23 protein-coding genes and 2 pseudogenes are annotated in these 23,587 nt (G+C 73.1%); 14 read left to right on the forward strand and 11 right to left on the reverse strand.

All coding sequences use genetic code 11. The annotated features are described in order from the left end of the window. Positions 1-71: 71 nt before the first annotated feature. The gene (locus tag ACRAWB_RS10045; RefSeq protein WP_431353195.1) at positions 72-1,364 is read left to right on the forward strand and encodes an enolase C-terminal domain-like protein; all 1,293 of its coding nucleotides are present in this window, start codon (positions 72-74) and stop codon (positions 1,362-1,364) included. Positions 1,365-1,505: 141 nt separating this feature from the next. On the opposite strand, the gene ACRAWB_RS10050 is transcribed toward ACRAWB_RS10045, so the two are convergent. From ACRAWB_RS10050 to ACRAWB_RS10080, 7 genes are read right to left on the reverse strand one after another with little or no spacing between them, the layout of a single operon-like run. Next, the gene (locus ACRAWB_RS10050) at positions 1,506-1,643 is read right to left on the reverse strand and encodes a hypothetical protein (RefSeq protein WP_431353196.1); all 138 of its coding nucleotides are present in this window, start codon (positions 1,641-1,643) and stop codon (positions 1,506-1,508) included. Between the two features lie 52 nt (positions 1,644-1,695). Then, positions 1,696-2,448, reverse strand: a complete 753-nt coding sequence (locus ACRAWB_RS10055) for an ABC transporter ATP-binding protein (protein WP_431353197.1) — start codon at positions 2,446-2,448, stop codon at positions 1,696-1,698. Further along, a complete protein-coding gene (locus ACRAWB_RS10060; RefSeq protein ID WP_431353198.1) occupies positions 2,435-3,367 on the reverse strand; it encodes an ABC transporter ATP-binding protein in 933 nt (310 codons plus the stop codon). Before ACRAWB_RS10060 ends, ACRAWB_RS10055 begins: the two co-directional genes overlap by 14 nt. After that, a complete protein-coding gene (locus ACRAWB_RS10065; RefSeq protein WP_431353199.1) occupies positions 3,364-4,728 on the reverse strand; it encodes an FtsX-like permease family protein in 1,365 nt (454 codons plus the stop codon). The genes ACRAWB_RS10060 and ACRAWB_RS10065 overlap by 4 nt, the downstream gene beginning before the upstream one ends. Further along, the gene (locus ACRAWB_RS10070; RefSeq protein WP_431353200.1) at positions 4,704-6,056 is read right to left on the reverse strand and encodes a hypothetical protein; all 1,353 of its coding nucleotides are present in this window, start codon (positions 6,054-6,056) and stop codon (positions 4,704-4,706) included. The genes ACRAWB_RS10065 and ACRAWB_RS10070 overlap by 25 nt, the downstream gene beginning before the upstream one ends. Further along, on the reverse strand, positions 6,053-8,131 hold the full coding sequence (locus ACRAWB_RS10075) for an FtsX-like permease family protein (RefSeq protein ID WP_431353201.1): 2,079 nt from the start codon (positions 8,129-8,131) through the stop codon (positions 6,053-6,055). The genes ACRAWB_RS10070 and ACRAWB_RS10075 overlap by 4 nt, the downstream gene beginning before the upstream one ends. Next, positions 8,128-8,700, reverse strand: coding sequence for a hypothetical protein (locus ACRAWB_RS10080; protein ID WP_431353202.1), 573 nt, complete (start codon positions 8,698-8,700; stop codon positions 8,128-8,130). The genes ACRAWB_RS10075 and ACRAWB_RS10080 overlap by 4 nt, the downstream gene beginning before the upstream one ends. On the opposite strand from ACRAWB_RS10080, the gene ACRAWB_RS10085 reads away from it, so the two are divergent. The 4 genes from ACRAWB_RS10085 to ACRAWB_RS10100 all read left to right on the forward strand — a co-directional run bounded on the left by ACRAWB_RS10085 (position 8,701) and on the right by ACRAWB_RS10100 (position 10,744). Further along, positions 8,701-9,033, forward strand: a complete 333-nt coding sequence (locus tag ACRAWB_RS10085; protein ID WP_431353203.1) for a hypothetical protein — start codon at positions 8,701-8,703, stop codon at positions 9,031-9,033. It abuts the gene before it with no gap. A gap of 142 nt (positions 9,034-9,175) precedes the next feature. Continuing rightward, on the forward strand, positions 9,176-9,679 hold the full coding sequence (locus ACRAWB_RS10090) for a hypothetical protein (protein ID WP_431353204.1): 504 nt from the start codon (positions 9,176-9,178) through the stop codon (positions 9,677-9,679). After that, on the forward strand, positions 9,628-10,167 hold the full coding sequence (locus ACRAWB_RS10095) for a hypothetical protein (protein ID WP_431353205.1): 540 nt from the start codon (positions 9,628-9,630) through the stop codon (positions 10,165-10,167). The genes ACRAWB_RS10090 and ACRAWB_RS10095 overlap by 52 nt, the downstream gene beginning before the upstream one ends. Positions 10,168-10,453: 286 nt before the next feature. Further along, positions 10,454-10,744 carry a GIY-YIG nuclease family protein gene (locus tag ACRAWB_RS10100; protein ID WP_431353206.1) on the forward strand — a complete coding sequence of 97 codons (291 nt, stop codon included), beginning with the start codon at positions 10,454-10,456 and terminating at the stop codon, positions 10,742-10,744. Positions 10,745-10,807: 63 nt separating this feature from the next. Here the strand turns inward: ACRAWB_RS10100 and ACRAWB_RS10105 are convergent, their stop codons facing one another. Continuing rightward, positions 10,808-12,367 (reverse strand): MFS transporter, encoded by a 1,560-nt coding sequence (locus ACRAWB_RS10105; RefSeq protein ID WP_431353207.1) that lies wholly within the window; start codon positions 12,365-12,367, stop codon positions 10,808-10,810. 155 nt (positions 12,368-12,522) lie between these two features. Here ACRAWB_RS10105 and ACRAWB_RS10110 point away from each other — a divergent pair. From ACRAWB_RS10110 to ACRAWB_RS10135, 6 genes and pseudogenes are all read left to right on the forward strand, one after another. Further along, a pseudogene (locus tag ACRAWB_RS10110) lies at positions 12,523-12,669 on the forward strand (TetR/AcrR family transcriptional regulator); the annotation flags it as partial. A gap of 119 nt (positions 12,670-12,788) precedes the next feature. Continuing rightward, the gene (locus ACRAWB_RS10115) at positions 12,789-13,082 is read left to right on the forward strand and encodes a hypothetical protein (protein WP_431354497.1); all 294 of its coding nucleotides are present in this window, start codon (positions 12,789-12,791) and stop codon (positions 13,080-13,082) included. 39 nt (positions 13,083-13,121) lie between these two features. Next, positions 13,122-14,849 (forward strand): cation:proton antiporter, encoded by a 1,728-nt coding sequence (locus ACRAWB_RS10120; protein ID WP_431353208.1) that lies wholly within the window; start codon positions 13,122-13,124, stop codon positions 14,847-14,849. An 86-nt stretch (positions 14,850-14,935) separates the two neighbouring features. Further along, positions 14,936-15,133 carry a hypothetical protein gene (locus tag ACRAWB_RS10125; protein ID WP_431353209.1) on the forward strand — a complete coding sequence of 66 codons (198 nt, stop codon included), beginning with the start codon at positions 14,936-14,938 and terminating at the stop codon, positions 15,131-15,133. Positions 15,134-15,163: 30 nt separating this feature from the next. Next, on the forward strand, positions 15,164-15,607 hold the full coding sequence (locus tag ACRAWB_RS10130) for a Fur family transcriptional regulator (protein WP_431353210.1): 444 nt from the start codon (positions 15,164-15,166) through the stop codon (positions 15,605-15,607). A gap of 40 nt (positions 15,608-15,647) precedes the next feature. After that, positions 15,648-17,141 carry a catalase gene (locus tag ACRAWB_RS10135; protein ID WP_431353211.1) on the forward strand — a complete coding sequence of 498 codons (1,494 nt, stop codon included), beginning with the start codon at positions 15,648-15,650 and terminating at the stop codon, positions 17,139-17,141. Between the two features lie 24 nt (positions 17,142-17,165). On the opposite strand, the gene ACRAWB_RS10140 is transcribed toward ACRAWB_RS10135, so the two are convergent. Beyond that, entirely contained in the window at positions 17,166-17,864 is a 699-nt protein-coding gene (locus ACRAWB_RS10140; RefSeq protein ID WP_431353212.1) for a PhzF family phenazine biosynthesis protein, read from the reverse strand. 58 nt (positions 17,865-17,922) lie between these two features. Between ACRAWB_RS10140 and ACRAWB_RS10145 the strand changes: the two genes are divergently transcribed. After that, complete coding sequence (locus ACRAWB_RS10145) at positions 17,923-18,144, forward strand: three-helix bundle dimerization domain-containing protein (protein ID WP_431353213.1); 222 nt, start codon at positions 17,923-17,925, stop codon at positions 18,142-18,144. Between the two features lie 30 nt (positions 18,145-18,174). On the opposite strand, the gene ACRAWB_RS10150 is transcribed toward ACRAWB_RS10145, so the two are convergent. Both ACRAWB_RS10150 and gabT read right to left on the reverse strand, forming a co-directional pair. Then, positions 18,175-19,659 (reverse strand): NAD-dependent succinate-semialdehyde dehydrogenase, encoded by a 1,485-nt coding sequence (locus tag ACRAWB_RS10150; protein ID WP_431353214.1) that lies wholly within the window; start codon positions 19,657-19,659, stop codon positions 18,175-18,177. Beyond that, complete coding sequence (gene gabT, locus ACRAWB_RS10155; protein WP_431353215.1) at positions 19,656-21,017, reverse strand: 4-aminobutyrate--2-oxoglutarate transaminase; 1,362 nt, start codon at positions 21,015-21,017, stop codon at positions 19,656-19,658. Before gabT ends, ACRAWB_RS10150 begins: the two co-directional genes overlap by 4 nt. A gap of 90 nt (positions 21,018-21,107) precedes the next feature. On the opposite strand from gabT, the gene ACRAWB_RS10160 reads away from it, so the two are divergent. Then, on the forward strand, positions 21,108-22,565 hold the full coding sequence (locus ACRAWB_RS10160) for a PucR family transcriptional regulator (RefSeq protein ID WP_431353216.1): 1,458 nt from the start codon (positions 21,108-21,110) through the stop codon (positions 22,563-22,565). A gap of 91 nt (positions 22,566-22,656) precedes the next feature. Further along, positions 22,657-23,579, forward strand: a pseudogene (locus ACRAWB_RS10165) (aldose 1-epimerase family protein). Positions 23,580-23,587 lie beyond the last annotated feature (8 nt).

Raw genomic sequence — 23,587 nt, forward strand, 5'->3', positions numbered from 1 at the left:
TCGTCACAGTCGGTGGCATGGGTCCGCTATATCCAATAGGATATTGCCCAGCCGAACGGAAGGACAACGGAGTGAGCATCGTCACCGGCTTCGAGACACTGGACGTGCGATTCGAGACGTCGGCCATGCTCGACGGCTCCGACGCCATGAACCCCGACCCCGACTACTCCGCCGCCTACCTGCGCGTCACCACCGACGCCGGCGACGGCCACGAGGGGCATGCGTTCGTCTTCACCATCGGGCGCGGCAACGACGTCCAGGTCGCCGCCATCGACGCGGTCGCTCACCGCGTCGTCGGCCGCGACGTCGAGTCGATCCTGGACGACCTGGGCGGCTTCTGGCGGGAGTTCGTCCACGACTCGCAACTGCGCTGGCTCGGGCCCGAGAAGGGCGTCATGCACATGGCGATCGGCGCGGTCGTGAACGCGTTCTGGGACCTCAAGGCCAAACGCGCGGGCCTCCCTCTGTGGCAACTCCTGGCGCGGATGACGCCCGAAGAGCTCGTGAGCCTCGTCGACTTCCGCTACCTCACCGACGCGTTGACGCCCGCCGACGCCCTGGACCTGCTCCGCGCGGCCGAGCCCGGCCGGGCCGCGCGCGAGGCCGAACTGCTCGCCACCGGCTACCCCGGTTACACGACGACGCCGGGCTGGCTCGGCTACTCCGATGAGAAGCTGCGCCGGCTCACCCGCGAGGCGGTCGAAGAGGGCTTCGCGCAGATCAAGCTCAAAGTGGGCGACCGGCTAGACGACGACATCCGCCGCCTGGGGATCGCCCGCGACGAGGTCGGCCCGGACATCCGCATCGCCATCGACGCGAACCAGCGCTGGGACCGCGACCAGGCGATCGAGTGGGTCCGCGCCCTCCAGCCCTTCGACCTCGCGTGGGTGGAGGAGCCGACAAGTCCGGACGACGTCCTCGCGCACGCCGCCATCGCCCGCGCGGTCGCGCCGGTGCCGATCGCGACCGGCGAGCACGGGATGAGCCGTGTGCTGTTCAAGCAGCTGCTGCAGGCGGAGGCGGCCGCGATCGTGCAGATCGACTCCACCCGGGTGGCCGGCGTGAACGAGAACGTCGCCATCCTGCTGCTCGCCGCGAAGTTCGGCGTCCCGGTCTGCCCGCACGCGGGCGGGGTCGGATTGTGCGAGGCGGTCCAGCACTTCTCGATGTTCGACTTCGTGGCCGTCTCCGGCAGCCAGGAGGGACGGATGATCGAGTACACCGCGCACCTGCACGAGCACTTCGCGACGCCGGTGCGCCTCGAACGCGGCCGCTATCGGGCGCCACTCGCTCCCGGAACCGGCATGGAGATGCTGGCGTCGTCCCTGCGCGACCACACGGTGGACGCGGCCCTGCTGAGCTGACGCCGCGACCGGTCGCCGGCACGGGGCGCCGGGAGCGGGCGGATGCCGCCTTCATGCGCGAACGACGGCATCCGCTCGCCCCCGGTCCCCCGACGCCGGGGTCGACCGCGCCGGGGGTCGACCGCGCCGGGGTTCACCCCGTCAGGGGCGCTCCTCGTCCTCCTCCAGCGACTCGTCCGCATCCACGAACGTGTCGTCTGTCTCGGTGGCGGCGATCGCCTGCTCCGCCTCGGCCTCGGCCGCTGCGGCCGCCTCGCGTTCCCGTCGCTCGTGGCGCATGTCCTGTCCCCTTACTCCTCGTCCTGAGGCGGCTCCTCGTCCTGACGCGATGCTAACCGCTGACGGCCGCCACGGCATCCGGCTCCAGCGCATGCCGGCCGCGGCGACGCGCCTCGCCTCCGAGGCGTCCGTCGTGCAGCTCCAGGACGCGGTCGGCGCGGGCCATCAGCAGCGGGTCGTGTGTCGTCACGAGGGCCGCGATGCCCTGTCCGTGGACGAGGTCGACCAGGAGGTCCATCACAGCGCGGCCGGTCATGCTGTCGAGCTGGCCGGTCGGTTCGTCGGCGAAGAGGATGCGCGGGTCCGCGGCGAGCGCCCGCGCGATGCCGACGCGCTGCTGCTGGCCTCCCGACAGTTCGGTCGGACGCTGCCGGGCGTGCTGCGCGAGCCCGACGCTGTCGAGCAGGGCGGCGACGCGCGCATCCCGCTCGTCGGCGGCGACCCCGAGCAGGCGGAGCGGCAGCTCGACGTTCTCCGCCGCCGACAGCACGGGAACGAGGCCGAACGACTGGAAGACGAAGCCGGTGCTGCGACGCCGGAGGTCCACCAGCTGCGCCTCGGACGCGGTGGTCAGCTCCACGCCGTCGAGGCGGACCGTGCCGCCGGTCGGCCGGTCGAGGCCGCTCAGCACATTGAGAAGGGTCGTCTTGCCCGAGCCGGACGGCCCCTTCACGACGACGAGCTCGCCGGGATGCACGAGCACGCTCGCGTCCACCAGCGCCGTCACGGTTCCCGCGGCGGTCTCGAAGCTGCGCGAGACGCCCTCTGCGACGAGGAGCGGCTCGCGGTCGTCAGCGTCGGTCATCGTCGTCCTCCCCTGCTCCGTCGGCGTGCGGCCAGACGCCGACGTGGTCCTGCTCCAGCGCGAGGCGCACGCGCTCGCGCATCCCGAGCGTCGTCAGATACTCCTGCGGCAGCTGCAGCCGGCCGACGCGGTCGAGCACCGCGAACTCCTCGGCCACCGTGTGCTCGTCGCCGTGCTCGTTGACGCCGGTGCGCCGCAGCACCTCGGTGGCCGTGCGGCCGTCGCGGATCTGGACGGTCCGGGCGACGTGGCCGGAGACGGTCGGGTCGTGCGTCACGATCAGCGTCGTGACGCCGAGCTCGCGGTTCACACCGCGCATCGCCTCCAGCACCTCGGCGCTCGTGGCCTCGTCGAGTTCGCCCGTCGGCTCGTCGGCGAGCAGGACGGCGGGTTCGTTGGCGAGGCCCACGGCGATCGCGACGCGCTGCTGTTCGCCGCCCGACATCTCGGTGGGCCGGCGGTCGGCGCAGTGCGACACCTCCAGCAGGTCGAGCAGCGCGGTCGTGCGGCGCTCGCGATCCGGGGTGCGCGCGACGGACATCGCCAGCGCCAGGTTCTCGCGGGCGGTGAGGTAGCCGAGCAGGTTGCGCGAGGTCTGCTGCCAGACGAAGCCGACAGTGCGGCGGCGATAGTCGACGCGCTCCTTGGTGCTCAACGCCAGCAGGTCGCGCCCCGCGACGGTCACGGAGCCGGCGGTCGGCTTGTCGAGTCCCGACAGGATGCCGAGCAGCGTCGACTTGCCGGAGCCGGAGGCGCCGACGATGGCGACGAGCTCGCCGCTGTCGACGCGCAGTGTCAGTCCCTGCAGGGCCTGGACCTCGACGCCGTCGGCGGTGAAGATGCGCACCAGGTCGGCGCAGCGGATGGCCGAGTCGGCGAGGCTGGCCGTGTCGGCGCGGTCGGGGGTCACGGTGGTCATTCTCCTCCTGCGTTCCTCAGCACGGTCGCCGGCGAGCGGCGGCGGGCTCCGGCGAGCACGACGACGGTCGCCACGGCCGCGACGACGGCGAAGCCGGCGAGCGCCGCCGTGACGAGCAGCGGATCCTGCACGACCGGCGGCTGGACGGGGCTGCCCGTGAAGCCGCGCAGGTCGAGCGGGTCGAGCACGACGGCGGGAAGCAGCAGCCCGACGACGGCTCCGGCCGCGAGGCCGATCACGAGGACGGGCCCCAGCTCCCACGCGAGCACGCCCGCGGTCTGGCGTGAGCTGTAGCCGATGGTCCGCAGGGTGGCGACCAGCCGGATGCGCGCCGATGTGTTGAGGACGAGCGTCAGCAGCAGCGCGGCGATGCACAGCAGCACCGTGAGAGCGATCGACAGCAGCGCGACCTGCTCGGTTCCGGAGACGAGCGGCGCGTCCCGGAGGCTGTCGCGCTCCGCGATCGCGTCCCCGACCTGCGCGCCCGACCCGCCGATCCGCTGCAGTTCGGCGTGGACGTGCGCGGCGTCGGCACCGGGGGCCAGCTTCACCAGGACGGTCTGCGGTTCGCCGGTGACGCCGCTCGTCGCGGGCAAAGTCGTCCGGTCGAGGAAGACCCACTCGCCGTCGCGCACGTACACGCCCGGCAGGTGGTCGAGCTCCGTCACGGCGAGATGGACGTTGGTGCCGCCGGTGACGACGAGGGCGCTCGTGATCGGCAGCTGGCTGGCCCAGCCGCCGAGCGCGGCACCGGTCCGTCCCGTGATGCCGCCGGTGAGCGCGGCCGATAGACGCGCGTCGGCGGGAAGGCCGGACTGCACGGCGTCGAGCTCCCGCGGGTCGACCAGATAGCCGGACACGTCCGACGTCACCCCGCCCGCGAAGAGGCGGACGCCTCCCGCCCAGTCGACCGTCGCCGTCCGTTCGACGCCGTCGAGACGCTTCACCGCATCCACCTGGGCCCGGCTGAGCGTCGCCGGTGCTGTCAGCGAGAGATCGGAGCCGACCCGGATGCGCGCACCCTCGGCGAGCCCGGCGGTGGAGGTCGCCAGCATGCTGACCGAGAACAGGGCGATGCTGACGCCCGCGACCAGGGTGAACACGGGCCACAGCACACCCGACCCGGCTCCACGGGTCCCGGACGCGCCGACGAAGGCGACGGCGCCGCGGCCGCGGTGCAGGCCGCGCGCCAGACCGTCGAGCGGAAGTCGGGTGAGCCGCACGACGAGGACGCACGCGGCGATCGCGACCAGCACCGGGGTCAGTGCGGCGAGCGGGTCGACTGCCAGGCCGGCTCCCATCGACGACAGTCCGCGACGCGACACGAGCACCACGCTCAGCACAGCCAGGCCGACGGCCACGACCTCGGCGACCCACGTCCAGCGGGAGCGGCGGCGGATCCCCGCACGGCGGGGTCCAGTGAGCCTGCGGCGAGCACCAGCGCGATCGGCGGGAGGAGCGCAGCCACGGCGGCCAGCGACAGCGGCACGGCCAAGGGTTGCGCCCCTGGGGTGACCACCAGGGCGATCACGAAGCCGAGCGCCGCCGCGGGGACCGAGACGAGGGCGCCCTGCGCGGCGAGCTCGGCGCGCAGCCGGCCCGGGGACGCTCCGCGCGCGACGGCGAGAGCCAGCGCGGGCCTCCGGCGCTCGGCGACGAGGCGGGCGCCCTGGGCGAGCACGGCCAGGGCGACCACGAGCGGCCCGCTGAGGAGGATGGCGAACAGCGTCTGCGCCGGCTGGGAGCGCGCGATGAAGTCGTCGAGGGGTTGCTGCACCGCGGTCGCGAACGGCAGCCGCACGCTCGAGCCGCCGGCGGAGACCACGGGAGGCGACGCCAGGAAGCCGCTCAGCGCGCTCCGCACGGCGGGCAGCGTCTCGGACGTGAAGCGGTCGGGCACCACGGGATACCAGATCGCGGCCGTGGTGGCGCCGAACCGTGGGGCCAGGTCCGGCCACGCGGAGGGCGCTACCCACGCGACGCCGACGAAGCTCTTCGGGCTGTCGCCGCCGCCGGAGACGTGGCCGAACTCGCGGACGGGGTCGAGGTCCCAGAAGTCGGCGGCGGCGTCCTTCGGTGCGATCGTTCCGGCGAGGCGCAGGATCGGCGATCCCTCCTGTCCGCCCGAGGCTTCGCGGGTCTCGCCGACCTTCCAGCCGAGCAGCTTCGCGGTCGCGGTGGTGACGACCACCGGCACCGGTGCGCCCGCGGCCGCCGCCGATGGCCACTCCCCCTGGGCGAGCCGCGCCTGCTGCCGCAGACCCCGGTAGGCCTCCAGCGAGACGCCGTAGTGGTCGACGGGGCGCGCGTCGGCGGGCGACGCCGTCGGCAGGTCGTCGCTGCGGGCCGCGGAATCACCGCTCGTGGTCACCGCGCGGAGGGCCGGGCTCATCGCGCGGTGCACCGAGGCGCCGATCGCCGGCAGCTGGTCCCAGAGACGGGCCGGGTCGACCATCGGCCCCGCCGAGAGGAAGCCGGTCCGGATAGGCGCGCTGAGATCCCGGCCACCGGCTCCCGCCTGCTGCAGGTCGTGCCGGAGTTCTCCGCCGAGGATGCCGCTCACCGCCCGCGGCCACGCGGCGAGCGCGGCCGCGGCGACCAGGGCGACCGCCGCGAGCAGCGCCAGTCCCCCGGCGTACGCGCGCAGAGAGCGCAGGAACAGGCGGGCGTCGGTCACCGGCCGGCTCATCGGGTCTCCTCCCGGTAGCCGGTGTCGGCGGCCTGCCGCCGGACCGCGGAACCGTACGCCCACACGGCGGCGGCGAGCGCGGCGGTCAGGGCGAGCAGACCGAGGCCCAGGCCGAGCGGATCCACCCGACCCTGCACCGAGAGCGTGGACGGCGCCGTCACCACGGAGAGTCGCGCGAGGGTGTTGCCGACGAGGAGGACGACGGCGACGCCGCCGACGAGGCCGAAGACGCCCGCCGCGACGGTCACGCCGATGACCTCGAGCCGACGCGTCCACGCCTGCTGCCTGCCGGAGAGTCCGACGGCGCGCAGCACCACCACCTCGCCGCGGCGACGGCGGAGCGCCGAGGAGACGGCCGCGGCGACGGCGGCGAGCGCCAGCACCGCGCATCCCGCCGCTCCCAGCCACGTGCTGAGGACGGCGCCGCCGAGGAAGCGCGAGACGAACCCGCCGTCGGCGGTGGTGACGACGGCCTCTGCGCCGGCGGCACGGGACAGGGCGGTCGCCGTGGCGGAGGTGTCGCCGCCCGACGCCCAGACGGAGGAGGCGCGGGTCACCGAGGGGGTGGTGCGCAGGAGCTGCGCCGAGACGGCGGCGTAGTCGGCGAGCACGGCGCGCTCGGACGCCGTGCCCGGGACGGCGGCGACGATGCGGGCCACGGTGCCGGTCAGGTCGCCGGCAGGCGAACGCACCTCGATCCGGCGACCGACGGCGAGGTCGTCGTCGGCGGCCAGCGCCATCGTCACCGCGAAGCGGAGCGGCGGCAGGCCGTCCGGCACGAACCGCACAGAAGCGGGCGCGTCCAGCGCTGCGGCGGAGGCGGCCGCAGCGCCCGCAGCCCGAAACGGCGTCGACGCCGCGAACGCATCGGGAGCGAGCGTCCAGGCGGAGGAGGCGCGCGGCAGACCGCTCACCGCGACCTTCACATCCACGGCGCCGACGGAAACCACGGCGACGTCCAGGCCGACCAGGCGGTCAGCACTGCCCGGCGGCACGGCGAGGGATGCCGTCCCGTCCGCAGCCACGGACGCCGTGACGGGGACGACCTCCCCGGCGTCGGTGGCGAGCCAGGCCGTGACCGCGGTCGCCCTCGCGGCGCCGAAGCCGGCCGTCGCGTCCGCTTTCACGCGGAGCGTTCGGGGCCCGGAGGACAGGTCGGCGCCCGGTATGCCGTTCGCGGCATGCAGCGCCGATGCCGCCGCCCTCCCGTCGAACAGGTATGCCCCGACCGGGGCGAGTGCGGGGAGCAGAGCCGCGTCGGCGACCACGAGCGCCGCGTCCGTGTCGCCCACGGTGGCGTCCTCCACGATGGCGGGCGAGGCCGTGACCCCCGGACGCTGCAACGCGGCCGCCGGCGACAGGTCGGAGGCGGAGCGCGGGCTCCCGCCGGCGCCCAGGTCGGCGCGCACCGGCGCGCCCTGGACCAGCAGGGTGGAGTCGTGGAGGAAGCCGGCGAACGTCCCGGCGTATCCGGCCGCGAAGCTCAGCGAGCCCACCGCGAGGACGATGAGGGCGACGGGACCGGCGAAGAGCGCGATACCGCGGCCGACCTGTCGCGCAGGAAGCACGCGGGCGACGCCCCGGCCGCGTCCGGCCAGTCGTTCGACGGCTGCGGCGGCCGGTCCGAACAGCGAGAGGCCGACCAGGGCGATGGCGCACAGCACCGCCGCCGGCGCCACGACGCCCGCGGGGTCGACGCCTGCGGTGCCGTCGGCGAGGGACCCGGACGAACTGAACGCGACGAACCGCCAGAGCGTCACGGCGGCGGCGATCACCGCGAGCACCGCAAGGCCGGCGGAGACCGCCGTGCGCGAGCGTCCCGCCTCCACCGCGCCCGGCGCATCCGTGAGCGCCCGCACCGATACGACCATGGTCACGACGGCCGCGAGCACCGCGGTCACCAGCGTCGCGACGGCCGGCACCGCGACATCCACCGCACCGGATGCGCCCGGCGCCGGGCCGCCGACCAACGGAAGCAGCACGATCTGGGCGGCCGCGGCGCCGATCGCGACCCCTGCGACGGCGATGACCGCCGCTTCGAGCGCGGATGCGACGGCGAGCGCTCGGACGGTCATCCCCGCGAGCGCAGCAGGCGCGTCTCGACCCGGCGCGCACCGGCGAGCAGCTGCCCGAGCAGGACGAGCGCGATGATCGAGCAGACCGCGAGCACCGCCAGCGGCACGGGGATGACCGCCTGCAGCGCGACCACCGACCGCTGCATCGCTGCGACCGTCGCCGCGCCCTGCCCGCTCGACGAGAAGGGGCTGGCCGCAGCCGACGGCTCGTCGCTCAGCGCATCGGCGACGCCGTCGAAGCCGGAGCGCAGGCGGGTCAGCTGTGCGGACGTGACACCGGCCGCGTCGGGGGTGAGCACCCACTGTGCCGCGGTCCCGTCGCCCGCGGCGCCCGCCACCGCGTCCGACACGATGACGCGGCCGTCCCTCCCTCCGGCGCCGTCGGTCAGCCCCAGCCAGGCGGGTGCGGCGGTGTCCTGGGGGCGCCAGAGCGCGGTCACGGTTACCGGGACCGCGCCATCCTGACCCGCGAACACCATCGAATCGCCCACGGAGAGGTGACGGGCGCGGGCGAAGGCGGCGTCGACCGCGACCTCGGTGTCCGCCGACGGCCAGCGGCCCTCGGCCACGTGCACCCGATTGCGCAGGTCGTCGGAGGCGACCAGGAGCAGCGCCGACCCTCCCCGGTCACCGCGGCCGACGGGACGAACGCGGTCGCCGCCACGCGCACTGGCGCGCCCCGGAACCGCTCGTGGATCACACGACGGACGGCCTCGTCCTGCGTCACCGCATCCGTCGACCGCGACGCCTGCAACGCCAGAGAGGTGACCGACGCGGGCTCCTCGGCGATCGTCGTGCGCACCGCGGTGTCCGGCGAGCGCAGTGCCAGGCCGGTCATGACCGAGGCGAGGAACGCCACGACGACCACCACGAGACCCATCGCGGCCAGCGCACCCGCCTGAGCCCTGCTGCGCTGGGGCCAGAAGGACCGGGCGCGAACCGATCGACCCTCCCCCGCACGCATTCCCTCAACGTAGCGTGCCTCCGCGCCTGGGATGCGCGTGTGCACGGCCCGTGTCCGGGCGGAGGACTAGATTGCTGACGATGAGCACCGCGACACCCCTCCTCCTCGGCCCCAACCAACCCCTCGACCGTCCCTACCGCGGAGGCGCCGGCATCGCCCGGTTCCGCGGCACCGAGCAGCCGGGCCCGTTCACGCCGGAGGACTTCGTCGGCTCGACCACCGAGGTGTTCGCCGGCGGCGGCGTCGGGCTGACGGTGCTCCCGGATGGGACCACCCTGCGGGAGGCCGTCGCCGCCGATCCGGTTCGCTTCCTCGGCGAGGAGCACGTGCGTTTTTATGGGCCGCGGACGATGCTGCTCGTGAAGCTGCTCGACACCGCCGAGCGGCTGTTCGTGCACTACCACCCCGACGACGCGTTCGCTGCCGCACACCTGAACAGCCCCTGGGCAAGACGGAGGCATGGGCCGTCATCGAGGCGGCGGACGACGCCTACGCCTCGCTCGGCTTCCGGCACGCGGTCACCGACGCCGAGGTGCGCGGCTGGTGGGACGGGCAGGACGCCGACGCCATGGTCGATGCGATGAACCGCGTCCCGCTGGCCGCCGGCGACACCCTGCTGGTTCCCGCGGGACTCGCCCACGCCATCGGGCCGGGGGTCACCCTGGTCGAGCTGCAGCAGCCGACCGACCTGTCGGTGCTGCTCGAACGGCGCACGCTGACCGAGCGGGAGGCGCTGCTCGGGCTCGACCTCGACACTGCCATCGACGGCCTGGTGCGCGAGGTCACGCCCGCTGACCGCATCCACGCCCTCCGGCAGGGGCGCGGAGCCGAGACGCTGTTCCCCGCCGACGCCGACCCGTTCTTCGGCGCGGAGCGCATCCATGTCGCCGGCGGCCGCGAGCTCGACGCATCCTTCTCCGTACTGGTGGTGCTCGGCGGCTCCGGCACCCTCCAGACCGCGGACGTCACCCTGCCGCTGCGGCGCGGCGCGACGGTGCTGACCGCGCACGGCGACGGGCCGATCGCCCTCAGCGGCGACCTGGAGCTCATCCGCTGCCTGCCGCCGCGCTGACCGGCGCTGTCGGCGGCCGGGGCTAGCCTCGCGGCATGGACACGCCCTGCGCGCTCTGCGGCCGGCCGGCGCACCCCGACGCGCCTCTGGCGCTGTGCCTCGCGCACCTGCTCGAAGCGCACGACTCGGTGGATGCCGACCTCGGCGTCACGGACGTCCTCCCTCGCCGTGCGCATTCTGCGGATCGCGGCTCGGCGTCCGCTACCCCTCCGGATGGCTCTGCGCCGTCTGCGAGTGGCGGCTGGGCGAGCCTCCGCCCGACTCGGCCGTCGCGTCCCGGGTCGACGTGGTCTACTACCTCCGCTACCAGGACCGGATCAAGATCGGCACGACCGCGAACCCGGCTCAGCGGTTCTCCGCGCTCCCCCACGACGAGGTGCTGGCCTTCGAGCGCGGCGACCGGATTCTGGAGCAGCGCAGGCACGCGGAGTTCGCGTCCCTGCGCATCCCGGGCACGGAGTGGTTCGAGACGGATGCGACCCTCCGAGCCCACGTCGCGCGGCTGCAGCAGGGCGTACCCGACCCCTGGGCGCTGCTCGCGCGCTGGCGCAGCGAGGCGGCCGCGCTCCACGCCTGAGGCTCGGGATGCGCGAAAGGGCCGCGGAGCGGATCCGCGGCCCTTACGTGCGATCGGTGGGTGTCAGGCGACCTCCAGCGCCTCCCGGCGGTCGTCGGAGCGGCCGGAGTCGGCCTCGACCTTCGCGGCCAGGCGGGCCATGTCGGCCGCCTCCGCGAGCGACGGGTCGACGAGCAGCGCCAGCTCCCCGCCGGCCTCGACGTCGGCGATGGCCGGGTTGACGGCGACCGCGTCCGCGGCGGCGGCGGCACGGGCACGCATGATGAACACGGCGACGACGGTCACCGCACCGGCGGCGAGCGCCAGCACCCCGGCCGTCGCGAAGCCCTCGGTGTAGCCGCTCTCGGCGGGCAGGCCATCCGGAGCGATCGTGCCCGTGACGAGCGCGGTCATCACAGCGGCGCCGACCGCCGAGCCGACCGTGCGGAGGTTGGCGTTCATCCCGCTCGCGATGCCGGTCTGCGTCGGCGGGACGCTCTGCACGACGACGCTCGTGATCGCCGCGTAGATCAGGCCGAGCCCGACACCGAAGAGACCGGAGGCCGCGGCAACCGCGACGAGCGACCCGTGCAGGAACGCGAGGGACAGGCTCGCGGCGCCCATGACGACGGCCGACAGCACGATCTGCGAGCGGAAGCCGACGAAGCGGGCGAGCGGTCCGCTGAGGAAGCCGGTGACAGCCATGGTCACGAGCATCGGGAGCATGAGCATCCCGGACTCCGCGACCGACGCGCCCAGGCCGTAGCCGGTGGAGACCGGGGTCTGCACGAAGCGCGGGAAGAAGGCGAACACGGCGAACATGGAGGCGCCGATGAAGATCGCGGCGGCGTTCATCGACCAGACGCCGGGCTCCCGCATCAGCCGCATGTCGACCAGCGGGTGGCGCGAGCGCAGCTCGACCACGATCCAGGCTGCGAGGAGCACGGCCGCGGCGGCGAACAGAGCGATGACGCCGGGCGACGCCCAGCCCCACTGCGCGCCGGTGCTCAGCGGGAGCAGCAGCGCGACGAGCCAGCCGGAGAGCAGCACTGCCGCCCACGGGTTCACGCCTCCGGTCGCGCGGGTCGGCGACTCGGGGACGAAGATGAGGGCGAGCACGGCCGCCGTGACGGTCAGCACGACGGGGAGCAGGAACAGTCCGCGCCAGCTGAGCGCGGCGGCGAGCGGACCGGCGAGCACCGTTCCGAGTCCACTGCCGATGGCGATGATGGACGCGATGGCGCCGATGGCCGAAGGCAGGCGGCGGGCGGGGAACTCGTCGCGGATGATGCCGAAGGCGAGCGGGAACATGGCGCCGCCGAGGCCCTGGATGACGCGGCCGGCGATCACGACGCCGATGGTGGGCGCGACCGCGGCCACCACGCTCCCGAGGGCGACGGCGAGGAGGGCGAGGACGAGGATGCGGCGCTTGCCGACGAGGTCGCCGACGCGGCCGAGCAGCGGGGTGGCGACCGCGGCGGCGATCAGCCAGGCGGTCATGGTCCAGGTGACGCCCGCGGTCGTGGTGTGCAGGTCGGACTGGATGACGGGAAGGACGGGGACGACGAGCGACTGGAGCGTCGCGAAGGAGCCGACGCTGAGCGCCAGGATGGCGAAGGTCAGGCCCGGGTGGGATCGAGACATTATCCGGTGGTTTCCGTTTCTCGAGGAGATGCCGAAAAGGCGTACAATTGGAGGGAGGCTCCGTTCGGAGGGTTCCTCCGGTTACGGGTTCTACAGTACCGGAGGGTGCCTCCGGTTGCAAGCCCCGTTTCTTGTCGACCCGAGAGGACCCCGCCGTGACCGGCACCGAGACCCCCACCGTCGCCCGCCCGCAGCGGGCCGACGCCCGCCGCAACTTCGACGCGCTGCTCACCGCGGCGCGCGAGGCGTTCGCGGCGCAGGGACCAGGGGCTCCGCTCGAGGACATCGCCCGCCGGGCGGGTGTCGGCATCGGGACGCTGTACCGCAACTTCCCCACCCGCGACGCGCTCGTTGAGGCGGTCTACATCGACGAGGTCGCCGCCGTCGTTCGCGCCGCCGAGGAGGCCGGCTCGCTGGAGCCGTGGGAGGCGGTCGAGGCCTGGCTGCGCCGCTTCGTGACCTACGTGGGCACCAAGCGCGCCCTCATCGAAGGCCTCAACAAGGACAGCGAGGTGCTGATGAGCTGCCGCACCTCCTCTACGACGCCGGCGAGCCACTGGTCCGCCGGGCGCAGGAGGCGGGCGAGCTGCGCGACGACGCCACGATCGGCGACGTCATCAGGATGGTTTCCGGGATCGCCGGCGTCGCCTTCGAGGACGACGCGCAGCGCGACCGCGTGATCGCCATGGCGGTGGACGGCCTCCGCGCCCGCTGAACCCCGCCGCGTTGTACCCCGCTCCCGTACGCTGAGTAGATGGAGCTGGGCGTCTATGCGGTGATCGCCGTCGCGGTCATCGTCGGCGTGGCCGCGTTCGCCCGGAAGCTGGGTGTAGCGGCTCCCATCATCCTGGTCGTGGTGGGCGTCGTACTGTCGTTCCTGCCGGGCGTTCCCGAGATCGAGGTGCCTCCGGAGATCATCCTCGACGGGCTCCTCCCGCCCATCCTCTACGCGGCGGCGATCAGCGTCCCGCTCACCGACTTCCGGCGCAACCTCGCGCCGATCGCGGGACTCTCGATCGTGCTCGTGATCATCACGGCGTTCGCCTCCGGATTCGTCCTCTTCACGATGCTGCCGGACCTCAGCCTGGCGGCCGCCGTCGCACTCGGCGCGATCATCAGCCCTCCGGACGCGGTGGCCGCCACCTCAATCGGACGCAAGCTCGGCCTCCCTCCGCGCCTCCTGACCGTGCTCGAAGGCGAAGGGCTCGTCAACGACGCGACCGCACTGGTGCTGCTGCGCACGGCGCTCGCGGCGGCGCTCGGCGCCCTGACCACGCCGTGGGCGGGCGTGCTCGACTTCCTCTCCGCGGTCGTCATCGCCGCGGTGATCGGCCTGGTCGTCGGATTCGTCTCGGTGTGGGTGCGCTCGAAGCTCAGCGACCCGGTGCTCGACACGGCCCTCTCGGTCGTCGTGCCGTTCGCCGCCTTCGCTCCGACCGAGGCGCTGCACGGTTCGGGCGTGCTGGCGGTGGTCATCACGGGTCTGTACACCGGGCACGCGGCGCCGCAGCAGTTCAGCGCACAGGCGCGGATCAGCGACGCGATCAACTGGCGGACGATCCAGTTCCTGCTCGAGAACGGCGTCTTCCTGCTCATCGGCCTGGAGCTCCGGACCCTGATCGCCGACGTCGAGAACCCGGAGGTGCTGAGCGTCTGGGATGCGGTCGGACTCGGTCTCATCGCGCTGCTGTCGCTGATCGTCATCCGCTTCATCCTGATCATCCCGCTCATCCTCAGCCTCCGAAGACGGGCGGAGCGCGCCGAGCGCTCCGTGCTCCGGGAATGGCTGATGATCAGCTACTTCCGCGACCATCCGGTGCGATACCGGTGGCAGGCGCTGCGCAAGCAGCGGGCCGAGCAGCGCTACGAGCGCCACCGCAGCGACCTGGAGGAGTACCGGCAGGAGGCGATCGACTGGCGCGGCGGCGTCGTGCTCGGCTGGGCCGGCATGCGCGGCGTGGTGACGCTCGCCGCCGCGCAGTCGCTGCCGAGCAGCATCCCGTACCGTCCGCAGCTCATCCTCATCGCGTTCACCGTCGCCTTCGTCAGCCTCGTGCTGCAGGGCGGGACGCTCCCCTGGCTGATCCGCGCGCTGGGTCTGCAGGGCGCCGACGTCGGCGAGGACCGGCGGCTGCTCGCCCAGCTGCTCGACGATCTCAGCGAGGCGGGGCTCGCGGTGCTCGACGACCCGGAGACCGCCGCCGGGACGAGCACACCGGTCGATCCGGAGGTGGTGGAGCGCGTGCGGCAGTCCTCGTACCTCCGCGCCGAGTCGGCCTGGGAGCGCACCCTGGTCAGCGACCCGACGCCCGAGAACCGGCCGCACCACGTGTACCGGACGCTGCGCCTGGCGGTGGTGGACGCGGAGCGCACCCGCCTGCTCCTGGAGCGGGCCCGCGGGTCGTACCCGTCCCGCGTCCTGACCGAGGCGCAGTCGCTCCTCGACATCGAGGAGACGCGCCTCCGCTCCCGCGCGCGGTGAACTTCGCGTTCTACCGTCATGACCCGCACCCATCCCTCGTCTTGAAGGGTGAAGGCACACTAGGGAGTGCCGGAGACGAGGGAATCATGGAGCTCACAGTGATCCGTCATGGCGATCAGCGACGCATGGTCGTGGCCGTCGAGGCCAATAGCGAGGGCGACGCGCTGCGCACCATCCAGAACGCGATCGGCCCGGTGTCGCTCGCGCGGGAGCAGCTGATGGTGCGCGGCCGGAGGAATGCGCTCGCGGCGGAGCGCCACGCCCGGCTTTCCCCGTATTTTTAGTTATTCAAAACATCCCGCTAGGGTCGAAGCATGGACACGGCGGGGCTCGAGCAGACGTTGCGCGGGGCCGGTCTCAAGGTGACGCGGGGTCGACTGGCGGTGCTCGAAGCACTGGCCCAGCGGCCGCACGCCGATGCCGAGACCGTCTTCGGTGCGGTGCTGCCCACCCTGCCCGGCACCTCCATCCAGAACGTGCACAACGTGCTCGGCGATCTGACCGCTGCCGGACTGCTGCGGCGCATCGAGCCGGCCGGCTCGGCCGCGCGGTACGAGCGCCGCATCGGCGACAACCACCACCACGTGGTCTGCACCTCGTGCGGAGCCGTCGCCGACGTCGACTGCGTCGTGGGGCACGCACCGTGCCTGCACCCGTCCGAAGCGGGCGGCTACGCGATCGACACGGCCGAGGTCACCTTCTGGGGCGTGTGCCCGTCCTGCCAGGAGCGCGCCGCCGCGCCCGCTCCGCACAACTAAACGCTCGTCCGCGAGCGTACGTCACCACAGAGGGAGAACCATGTCGGACGACTACACCACCACCCAGACCGGAACGCCGGTCGCCAGCGACGCGCACTCGCTGACGGCAGGGCGTGACGGCGTGACCGCGCTGCACGACCGCTACCTCGTCGAAAAGCTCGCCCAGTTCAACCGCGAGCGCATCCCCGAGCGGATCGTCCACGCGAAGGGCGGCGGCGCGTTCGGCGAGTTCGTCGTCACCGGCGACGTGACCGCGTACACGAAGGCCGCGGTCTTCCAGCCCGGCACGAGCACCCGCACCCTGCACCGCTTCTCGTCGGTCGCCGGCGAGCAGGGCTCCCCCGACACCTGGCGCGACGTGCGCGGCTTCTCGGTGAAGTTCTACACGACCGAGGGCAACTACGACATCGTCGGCAACAACACCCCGGTCTTCTTCATCCGCGACGGGATCAAGTTCCCCGACTTCATCCACTCGCAGAAGCGCCTCCCCGGGTCGGGCCTACGCGACGCCGACATGCAGTGGGACTTCTGGACCCTCTCCCCCGAGTCCGCCCACCAGGTCACCTACCTCATGGGCGACCGCGGCCTCCCGCGCTCGTGGCGCACCATGCCGGGCTACGGCTCGCACACCTACCAGTGGATCAACGCCGCCGGCGAGCGCTTCTGGGTCAAGTACCACTTCCACTCGCTGCAGGGCAACGAGGAGATCACCGGCGTCGAGGCCGAGCAGCTGGCCGGGGCCGACGCGGACTACTACCGCCGCGACCTCTACGAGGCGATCGAGCGCGGCGACTTCCCCGCCTGGCGCGTCTCGGTGCAGGTGATGCCGTACGAGGACGCCAAGACCTACCGCTTCAACCCGTTCGACCTGACCAAGGTGTGGCCGCACAGCGACTACCCGCTGATCGAGGTCGGCATCCACACGCTCAACGAGAACCCGCAGAACTTCTTCGCCGAGATCGAGCAGGCCGCGTTCTCGCCCGCGAACACCGTGCCGGGCATCGACATCAGCCCCGACAAGATGCTCATAGCGCGCGTGTTCTCCTACCCGGACGCCCAGCGCTACCGCGTCGGCACCAACTACAACGAGCTGCCGGTCAACCGCCCGGTCGCGCCGGTGCACAACTACTCGCAGGACGGCTCGCTCCGCCACGGCTTCAAGCCGGCCGACGCCCCGGTCTACGCCCCGAACTCGTTCGGCGGCCCGGCGGCCCAGCCGGAGCGCGCGGGTGACGGCTCGTGGGAGTCGGACGGCGCGCTCGTGCGCTCCGCCGCGACCCTCCACGCCGAGGACGACGACTTCGGCCAGGCCGGCACGCTCTACCGCGAGGTCTACGACGACGCGGCCAAGGAGCGCTTCCTCGACACCATCTCGGGCGCGATCAGCGGCGTGAAGCGCGAGGACATCCGCGAGCGCGCGATCCAGTACTGGACGAACGTCGACGCGACCCTCGGCCGCCTGCTGCGCGACCGCCTCTCCTCGGGCGGCGAGACCCCGAACGAGTCCGCCGAGTACGTCGGCGTCGCCGAGTAACGACGGCGCCCGATCGAGGCGGCGCTACAGCGTCGCCTCGATCGTGCGGTCGTAGACCGTGGTCCCACCGACGCGGATGCGGCCGTCGCCCAGCGGCTCCGTGAGCAGGTCCGAGCCCTCGCCCTGGAGGATGGCGAGCGGGCGGCCGAGGCGCGCGGTCAGAGCCACGGCGGCCGCGCCGGTCGCCTCGTCCTCGATGATGCCCATCTCGGGGGCGAACATCCGCGCCCGGAGGCTGCCGGCCTCCTCGTCGATCCACGCGTACGCGTAGTGCTGTCCCGAGGGGAAGGCGAACGGGTCCAGCGCCTCCACGTCCTCCGGAGACTGGAGCTGCAGCCACTCGAACTCGGGGGTCCACTCCGGGCGCGCGGTGATCCAGGCGCTGTCGTCGTCGAGGTCCACCGACACCTCCACATCCCCCGCCGGCTCGCGCAGCACGTCGACCGGCGTGCGCCGGTCGGCCAGCCACCACGCGGTCCCGACGCTCGGGTGCCCGGCGAACGGCAGCTCCTTCGCCGGGGTGAAGATGCGGATGGTCGCGGTGCGAGCGGCCTCGTCGATCGCATCCACGAACACGGTCTCGCTGAACCCGAGGGCCGCGGCGATGTCCTGCTCCCGGTGGGCGGTGACGGCGGAGCTGCTGATGATGCCGAGCTCGTTCCCGTTCCGGCCGCTCTCGTTCGTGAACACGCGCACGACGACTACTTCGATGGTCTCGTCCATGCCCTCAGCCTGGCAGACGCCATCCCCGCCGTTAACCCTCCGGGTGCATAATCGCGCCATGACGGACGACACGAAGAATGCCAGCGAAGAGGACATCGCCGTGGAGCGTGCCGCCGACCGGCTGGCCGACCGCTACCCGGAGGTCCCGCGCGAGCGCATCGACGAGCTGGTCGAGAAGCACCACGAGGAGTTCGACGGCGCCCCCGTGCGCGACTTCGTCCCGGTGCTGATCGAGCACGACGTCAAGCAGGAGCTGAACGCAGAAGAGCGCGCCGACTGACCGCCGGCGCGCCCCTCTCGTCCCTCCCGGTCAGGCCGGGATGAGCGTGTACTTGGTGCTCAGGTACTCGTGGATGCCCTCGAGCCCGCCCTCACGGCCGAGGCCCGACTGCTTGACCCCGCCGAACGGAGCGGCCGCATTGGAGACCAGGCCGGTGTTGAGGCCCATCATGCCGGTGTCCACGCGGTCGATCATCCGCTGACCGCGGGCGAGGTCCTGCGTGAAGACGTAGCCGACCAGGCCGTACTCGGTGGAGTTCGCGGCGGCGACGGCCTCGTCCTCGGTCGAGAACGTGGTGATCGCCAGGATCGGGCCGAAGATCTCCTCGCGCAGCAGCTCGCTGCCGGGCTGCACATCCACGATGACGGTCGGCTCGAAGAAGAAGCCGTCGCCCTCGGGGGCGTTGCCGCCGGTGAGCACGCGGGCGCCGCGCGAGACGGCGTCCTCGACGAGCTTCGCCATGGACGCGACGGCGCGGTCGTCGATCAGCGGGCCGATGGTCACGCCGTCGTCGGTGCCGCGGCCGACGCGGAACGCCTGCACCTTCTCGGTGACGCGGCGCGCGAACTCCTCGGCGACCGACTCGTGCACGATGAACCGGTTGGCCGCCGTGCACGCCTGCCCAATGTTGCGGAACTTGGCGAGCATGGCGCCCTCCACCGCCTTGTCGAGGTCGGCGTCGTCGAACACGACGAACGGCGCGTTGCCGCCGAGCTCCATCGAGGTGCGCAGGACGTTCTGGCCAGCCTGGGCGAGCAGGGTGCGGCCGACCGGGGTCGACCCGGTGAACGACAGCTTGCGCAGGCGCGGGTCGGCGATGATCGGCTCGGAAACCGTACGGGCGGTGCTGGTCGGGATGATGTTGACCACGCCGTCCGGAACGCCGGCGTCGGCGAGCAGCTGCGCGAAGAACAGCGTCGTCAGCGGGGTCAGCTCGGCCGGCTTCACGACGACGGTGCAGCCCGCGGCCAGCGCCGGGGCGATCTTCCGTGTCGCCATCGCGAGCGGGAAGTTCCACGGCGTGATCAGGTAGCAGGGGCCGACTGGACGCTGCGAAACGACCATGGTGCCCGTCCCCTCCGGGTTCTGGCCGAAGCGGCCGGAGATGCGCACCGCCTCCTCGGAGAACCAGCGCAGGAACTCGCCACCGTAGGTGACCTCGCCGTTCGCCTCGGCGAGCGGCTTGCCCATCTCGAGCGTCATGAGCAGCGCGAAGTCGGCGCGGCGCTCCTGCAGCAGGTCGAACGCACGGCGAAGGATCTCGGCGCGGACGCGCGGCGCGGTGGCGGCCCAGGCGTCGGCAGCGGCGGCCGCCGCATCCAGCGCCCGGATGCCGTCCTCCGGCGTCGCGTTGGCGATGCGCTTGATCACGCGGCCGGTCGCCGGGTCCTGGACCTCGATCGGATCGCGGGTGCCGGCCTCCCAGCGTCCGCCGATGAACAGGCCGTCGGGGACGCGGGCGAGCAGTTCGGCCTCGTTCGGGGCGAGCTCGGTGGTGGTGTCGACGATGGTCATGCGCCTGCCACCGCCTCGGCGACGACGTCCAGCCCCTCGATGAGCAGGTGGTCCGGAATGCTGAGCGGCGGGAGGAAGCGGATGACGTTCCCGTAGGTGCCGCAGGTGAGGAGGATGACTCCGGCGGCGTGGGAGGCGGCAGCCACCTTCGCGGTCAGCGCGGCGTCCGGCTCTCCGGTCTCCGGGTCGACGAGCTCGATGGCGACCATCGCACCGCGTCCACGCACCTCGGCGACGCGCGGGTCGGCGTCGCGCAGGGCGCCCAGCTTCTCGAACAGGATGTCGCCGATCTGGCGGGCGCGAGCGGCCAGGTCCTCGGTCTCGTAGGTCTCGATCGCGGCGAGGGCGGCAACGCAGGCGAGCGGGTTGCCGCCGTAGGTGCCGCCGAGGCCGCCGACCTGCGGCGCGTCCATGATCTCGGCACGGCCGGTGACCGCCGAGAGCGGGAGGCCGCCGGCGATGCCCTTCGCGGTGACGATCAGGTCCGGCGTGATGCCGAACTGCTCGGAGGCGAACATGGTGCCGGTGCGGGCGAAGCCGGTCTGCACCTCGTCGGCGATGAAGACGACGCCGTTCGCGTTCGCCCAGGCCTGCAGGGCCGGGAGGAAGCCGTCGGCCGGGACGATGAAGCCGCCCTCGCCCTGGATCGGCTCGATGATGAGCGCCGCGAGGTTGGCCGCGCCGATCTGCTTCTCGATCATGGTGATCGCGCGCTTGGCCGCCTCGGCGCCGGACAGGCCGCCGTCGCGCAGCGGGTAGCTGAGCGGAGCGCGGTAGATCTCGGGCGCGAACGGGCCGAAGCCGTTCTTGTACGGCTGGTTCTTGGCGGTGAGGCCCATCGTGAGGTTCGTGCGGCCGTGGTAGGCGTGATCGAACGCGACGACGGCCTGCTTGCCGGTGTAGTGGCGCGCGATCTTGACCGCGTTCTCGACGGCCTCGGCGCCGGAGTTGAACAGGGCGCTGCGCTTGGCGAAGTCGCCGGGGGTGAGGCGGTTCAGCGCCTCGGCGACGTCGACGTAGGAGTCGTACGGCGCGACGGTGAAGCAGGTGTGGGTGAAGGCGGCGACCTGCGCGGTCACGGCGTCCACGATGCGCGGCGCGGCGTTGCCGACGCCGGTCACGGCGATGCCGGAGCCGAAGTCGATGAGGGAGTTGCCGTCCACATCCACCAGCACGCCGCCGCCCGCCGCGACCGTGTACACGGGGATGGTGGCGCCGACGCCGGCGGCGACGGCCTGGGCCTTGCGCTCCGCGCGCTTGCGCGACTCGGGGCCGGGGATCGGGGTGACGAGCCGGCGCTCCTGCGGGAGCGAGGGTCCGCCGACGGGAGTGTCGATGGCGGTGTCGAGGATGGTCATGCTCGTAGCGTAGGTCGGGATGCGACGGCGGGAGTAGACAGCACGTACAATCGCTCCGCCGGGGATCGACACCCTGGCAGATGGAGTGACATGCCCGCCACCCTCACCCAGCTCCTGGCCCGTCCCGAGTTGGGTCTGCGCCTGCTGACCCCGCCGACGGTCGGCGACCTGGATGCGCCGCTCGCGTGGGCGCACAGCTCCGACCTGCCGGACCCCACCCCGTTCCTCGCGGCCGGCCAGGTGCTGCTCGTCACCCAGCCGCCCGACGACGCTGAACCGTACGTGCAGCGGCTCGTCGAGCGCGGCATCGCGGCCGTCGGGTTCGGCACGGAGGTGGTGCGGGACGGCACGCCGGCGCCGCTCATCGAGGCCTGCGCCGCGCACGGGCTCCCGCTGTTCGAGGTGCCGTACCGGACGCCGTTCATCGCCGTCGCGCGCTTCGTCGCCGATCGCGTCGCGGCCGACGCCTACGCCCGCAGCACCTGGGCGCTGCGCGCCTCGCGGGCGATCTCGCTCGCCGCGCTGCGTCCGGACGCGCTCGGAGCCGTCCTGTCGGAGCTGTCGCGGCAGATCGAGCGGCCGGTCGCCCTCGTGGGCGCGGATGGCGCGGTGGCGCGCATACATCCGTCGGGCGCACTCGACGCGCAGGCCCGGCGGGCGCTGGCCGACGCAGCCGAACCGTTGCTGCGGAGCGGGCGCCGGGCGGCGGGGACGGTCGAGACGGAGGCCGGGCCGTTCGCCCTGCAGACCCTCGGCGCCGCCGGACGCCTCCGCGGCGTCCTCGCCGTCGGCTCGGAAGGCCTCGACGCGCCGGCGCAGCAGGTCGTCACGGGCGTCGTCGCCCTGGCGGGGCTCGCCCTCGAGCAGTCGCGGGCGGCGGATGCGGCGCGGGCGCGGCTGCGGACCGCCGTGTGGCGCGCGCTGCTCGCCGGCGAATCCGCGGTGGCCGCCTCCATCGCGGAGCCGGTGCTCGGGCCGCTGCCGGAGCCTCCTGTGCGCGTGGCCGTGCTGCACGGCGCGGGGATCGCGGGCGCCGCCGACTGGCTGGAGACGAACGCCGAGGGCTTCTTCGCCCGGGATGGGCAGGAGCTCGTGCTCGTGGGCGACGCGGACGACGAGACTGCCGTGACGCTCGCCTCCCGCTTCGAGCTGCGCGGCGGCCTGTCGTCCGCAACCGGGCTGGGCGGCCTGCCCGCGGCCGTGGCCCAGGCGCAGACGGCAGGCAACCGGTCCACCGCGGACGACCCGGTGGCGTCGTTCGACGACGTGGCGGCGGCGGGGATGCTCGCGCTGCTGCACACGCCGGACGCGCGGGCGGTGGCCGAGACCGCGCTGCGGCCGCTGGTCGCGGCGGACGCGTCCCTCCCCGGCGTGCTGCGCACCTGGCTCGACGCCGACGGCGTCTACGACGTGGCCGCGCGGCAGCTCGGGATGCACCGGCACACCCTGCGCGCCCGCGTCGCCGACGCGGAGCGCCTGCTCGGCCGCGACCTCAACTCCTTCGCCGCCCGCGCCGACCTCTACGCCGCCCTCCGCGCCACCACCTGACCCCGGCCGCCGAGCACAGGAAGAACGTCGCCCCTGAGCCCGCACGACGACGTTTTTCCTGTGCTCGGCGGCGAGGCGCAAGAATGGGCGGATGAGCACACCGATTTCGGGGACACATTTCGGGCTGGCGGCGGGCGATTACCACGCGACGATCGCATCCGTCGGCGCCACCCTGCGCACGCTGGAGTTCGACGGGCGGCCGCTGATCGTCCCGTTCGACGCCGACGAGGTGCGGCCCGCGTTCCGCGGCGCGACGCTCGCCCCTGGCCGAATCGCGTCGTCGACGGGCGCTACACGTTCGACGGCGAGGAGCAGCAGCTGGCCCTGACGGAGCCGAACCGCGGCCACGCGCTCCACGGTCTCGCGGCGTGGCTCGACTTCGAGCCGGTCGACCGCGCCGCCGACAGCGTCACCTTCGCGGCGACCATCCCCGCTCAGGCCGGCTACCCCCACCGGGTGGAGGTGAGCGTCACGTTCTCGCTCGACGAGGAGGGCCTGCACACAACGGTGACCGGCACCAACACCGGCACGAGCCGCGCGCCGTGGGGCACTGGACCGCATCCGTACCTCGTCGCCGGTGAGGGCCGCGTCGACGACTGGACGCTGACCCTCCCCGCGGACGAGGTCCTGGCCGTCACCGAGGACCGCCTCATCCCGACCGGCCTCGAGGACGTCGCGACCGCCGAGGGCGGCGTCTGGGACTTCCGCACGGCGCGCGTCATCGGCGACACCTTCATCGACCACGCCTTCACCGGGCTGTCGCGCACCGCGGACGGTCTCGCGACCGTGCGAGTCACGGCGCCGGAGGGCACCGGCGTCGAGCTGGTCTGGGGCGAGGAGTGCCCGTGGGTTCAGGTCCACACGGCCGATCAGCCGGTCCCGGAGCTCAACCGCCTCGGCCTCGCGGTCGAGCCGATGACCTGCCCGCCGGACGCCTACAACTCCGGCACCGACCTCATCGTGCTCGAACCCGGGGAGTCGGCGTCGGCATCCTGGACCATCCGCGCCGTCTAGTCGGGTCG

The organism is Leifsonia poae (genome assembly GCF_050632865.1).
GTDB lineage: Bacteria > Actinomycetota > Actinomycetes > Actinomycetales > Microbacteriaceae > Leifsonia > Leifsonia poae_B.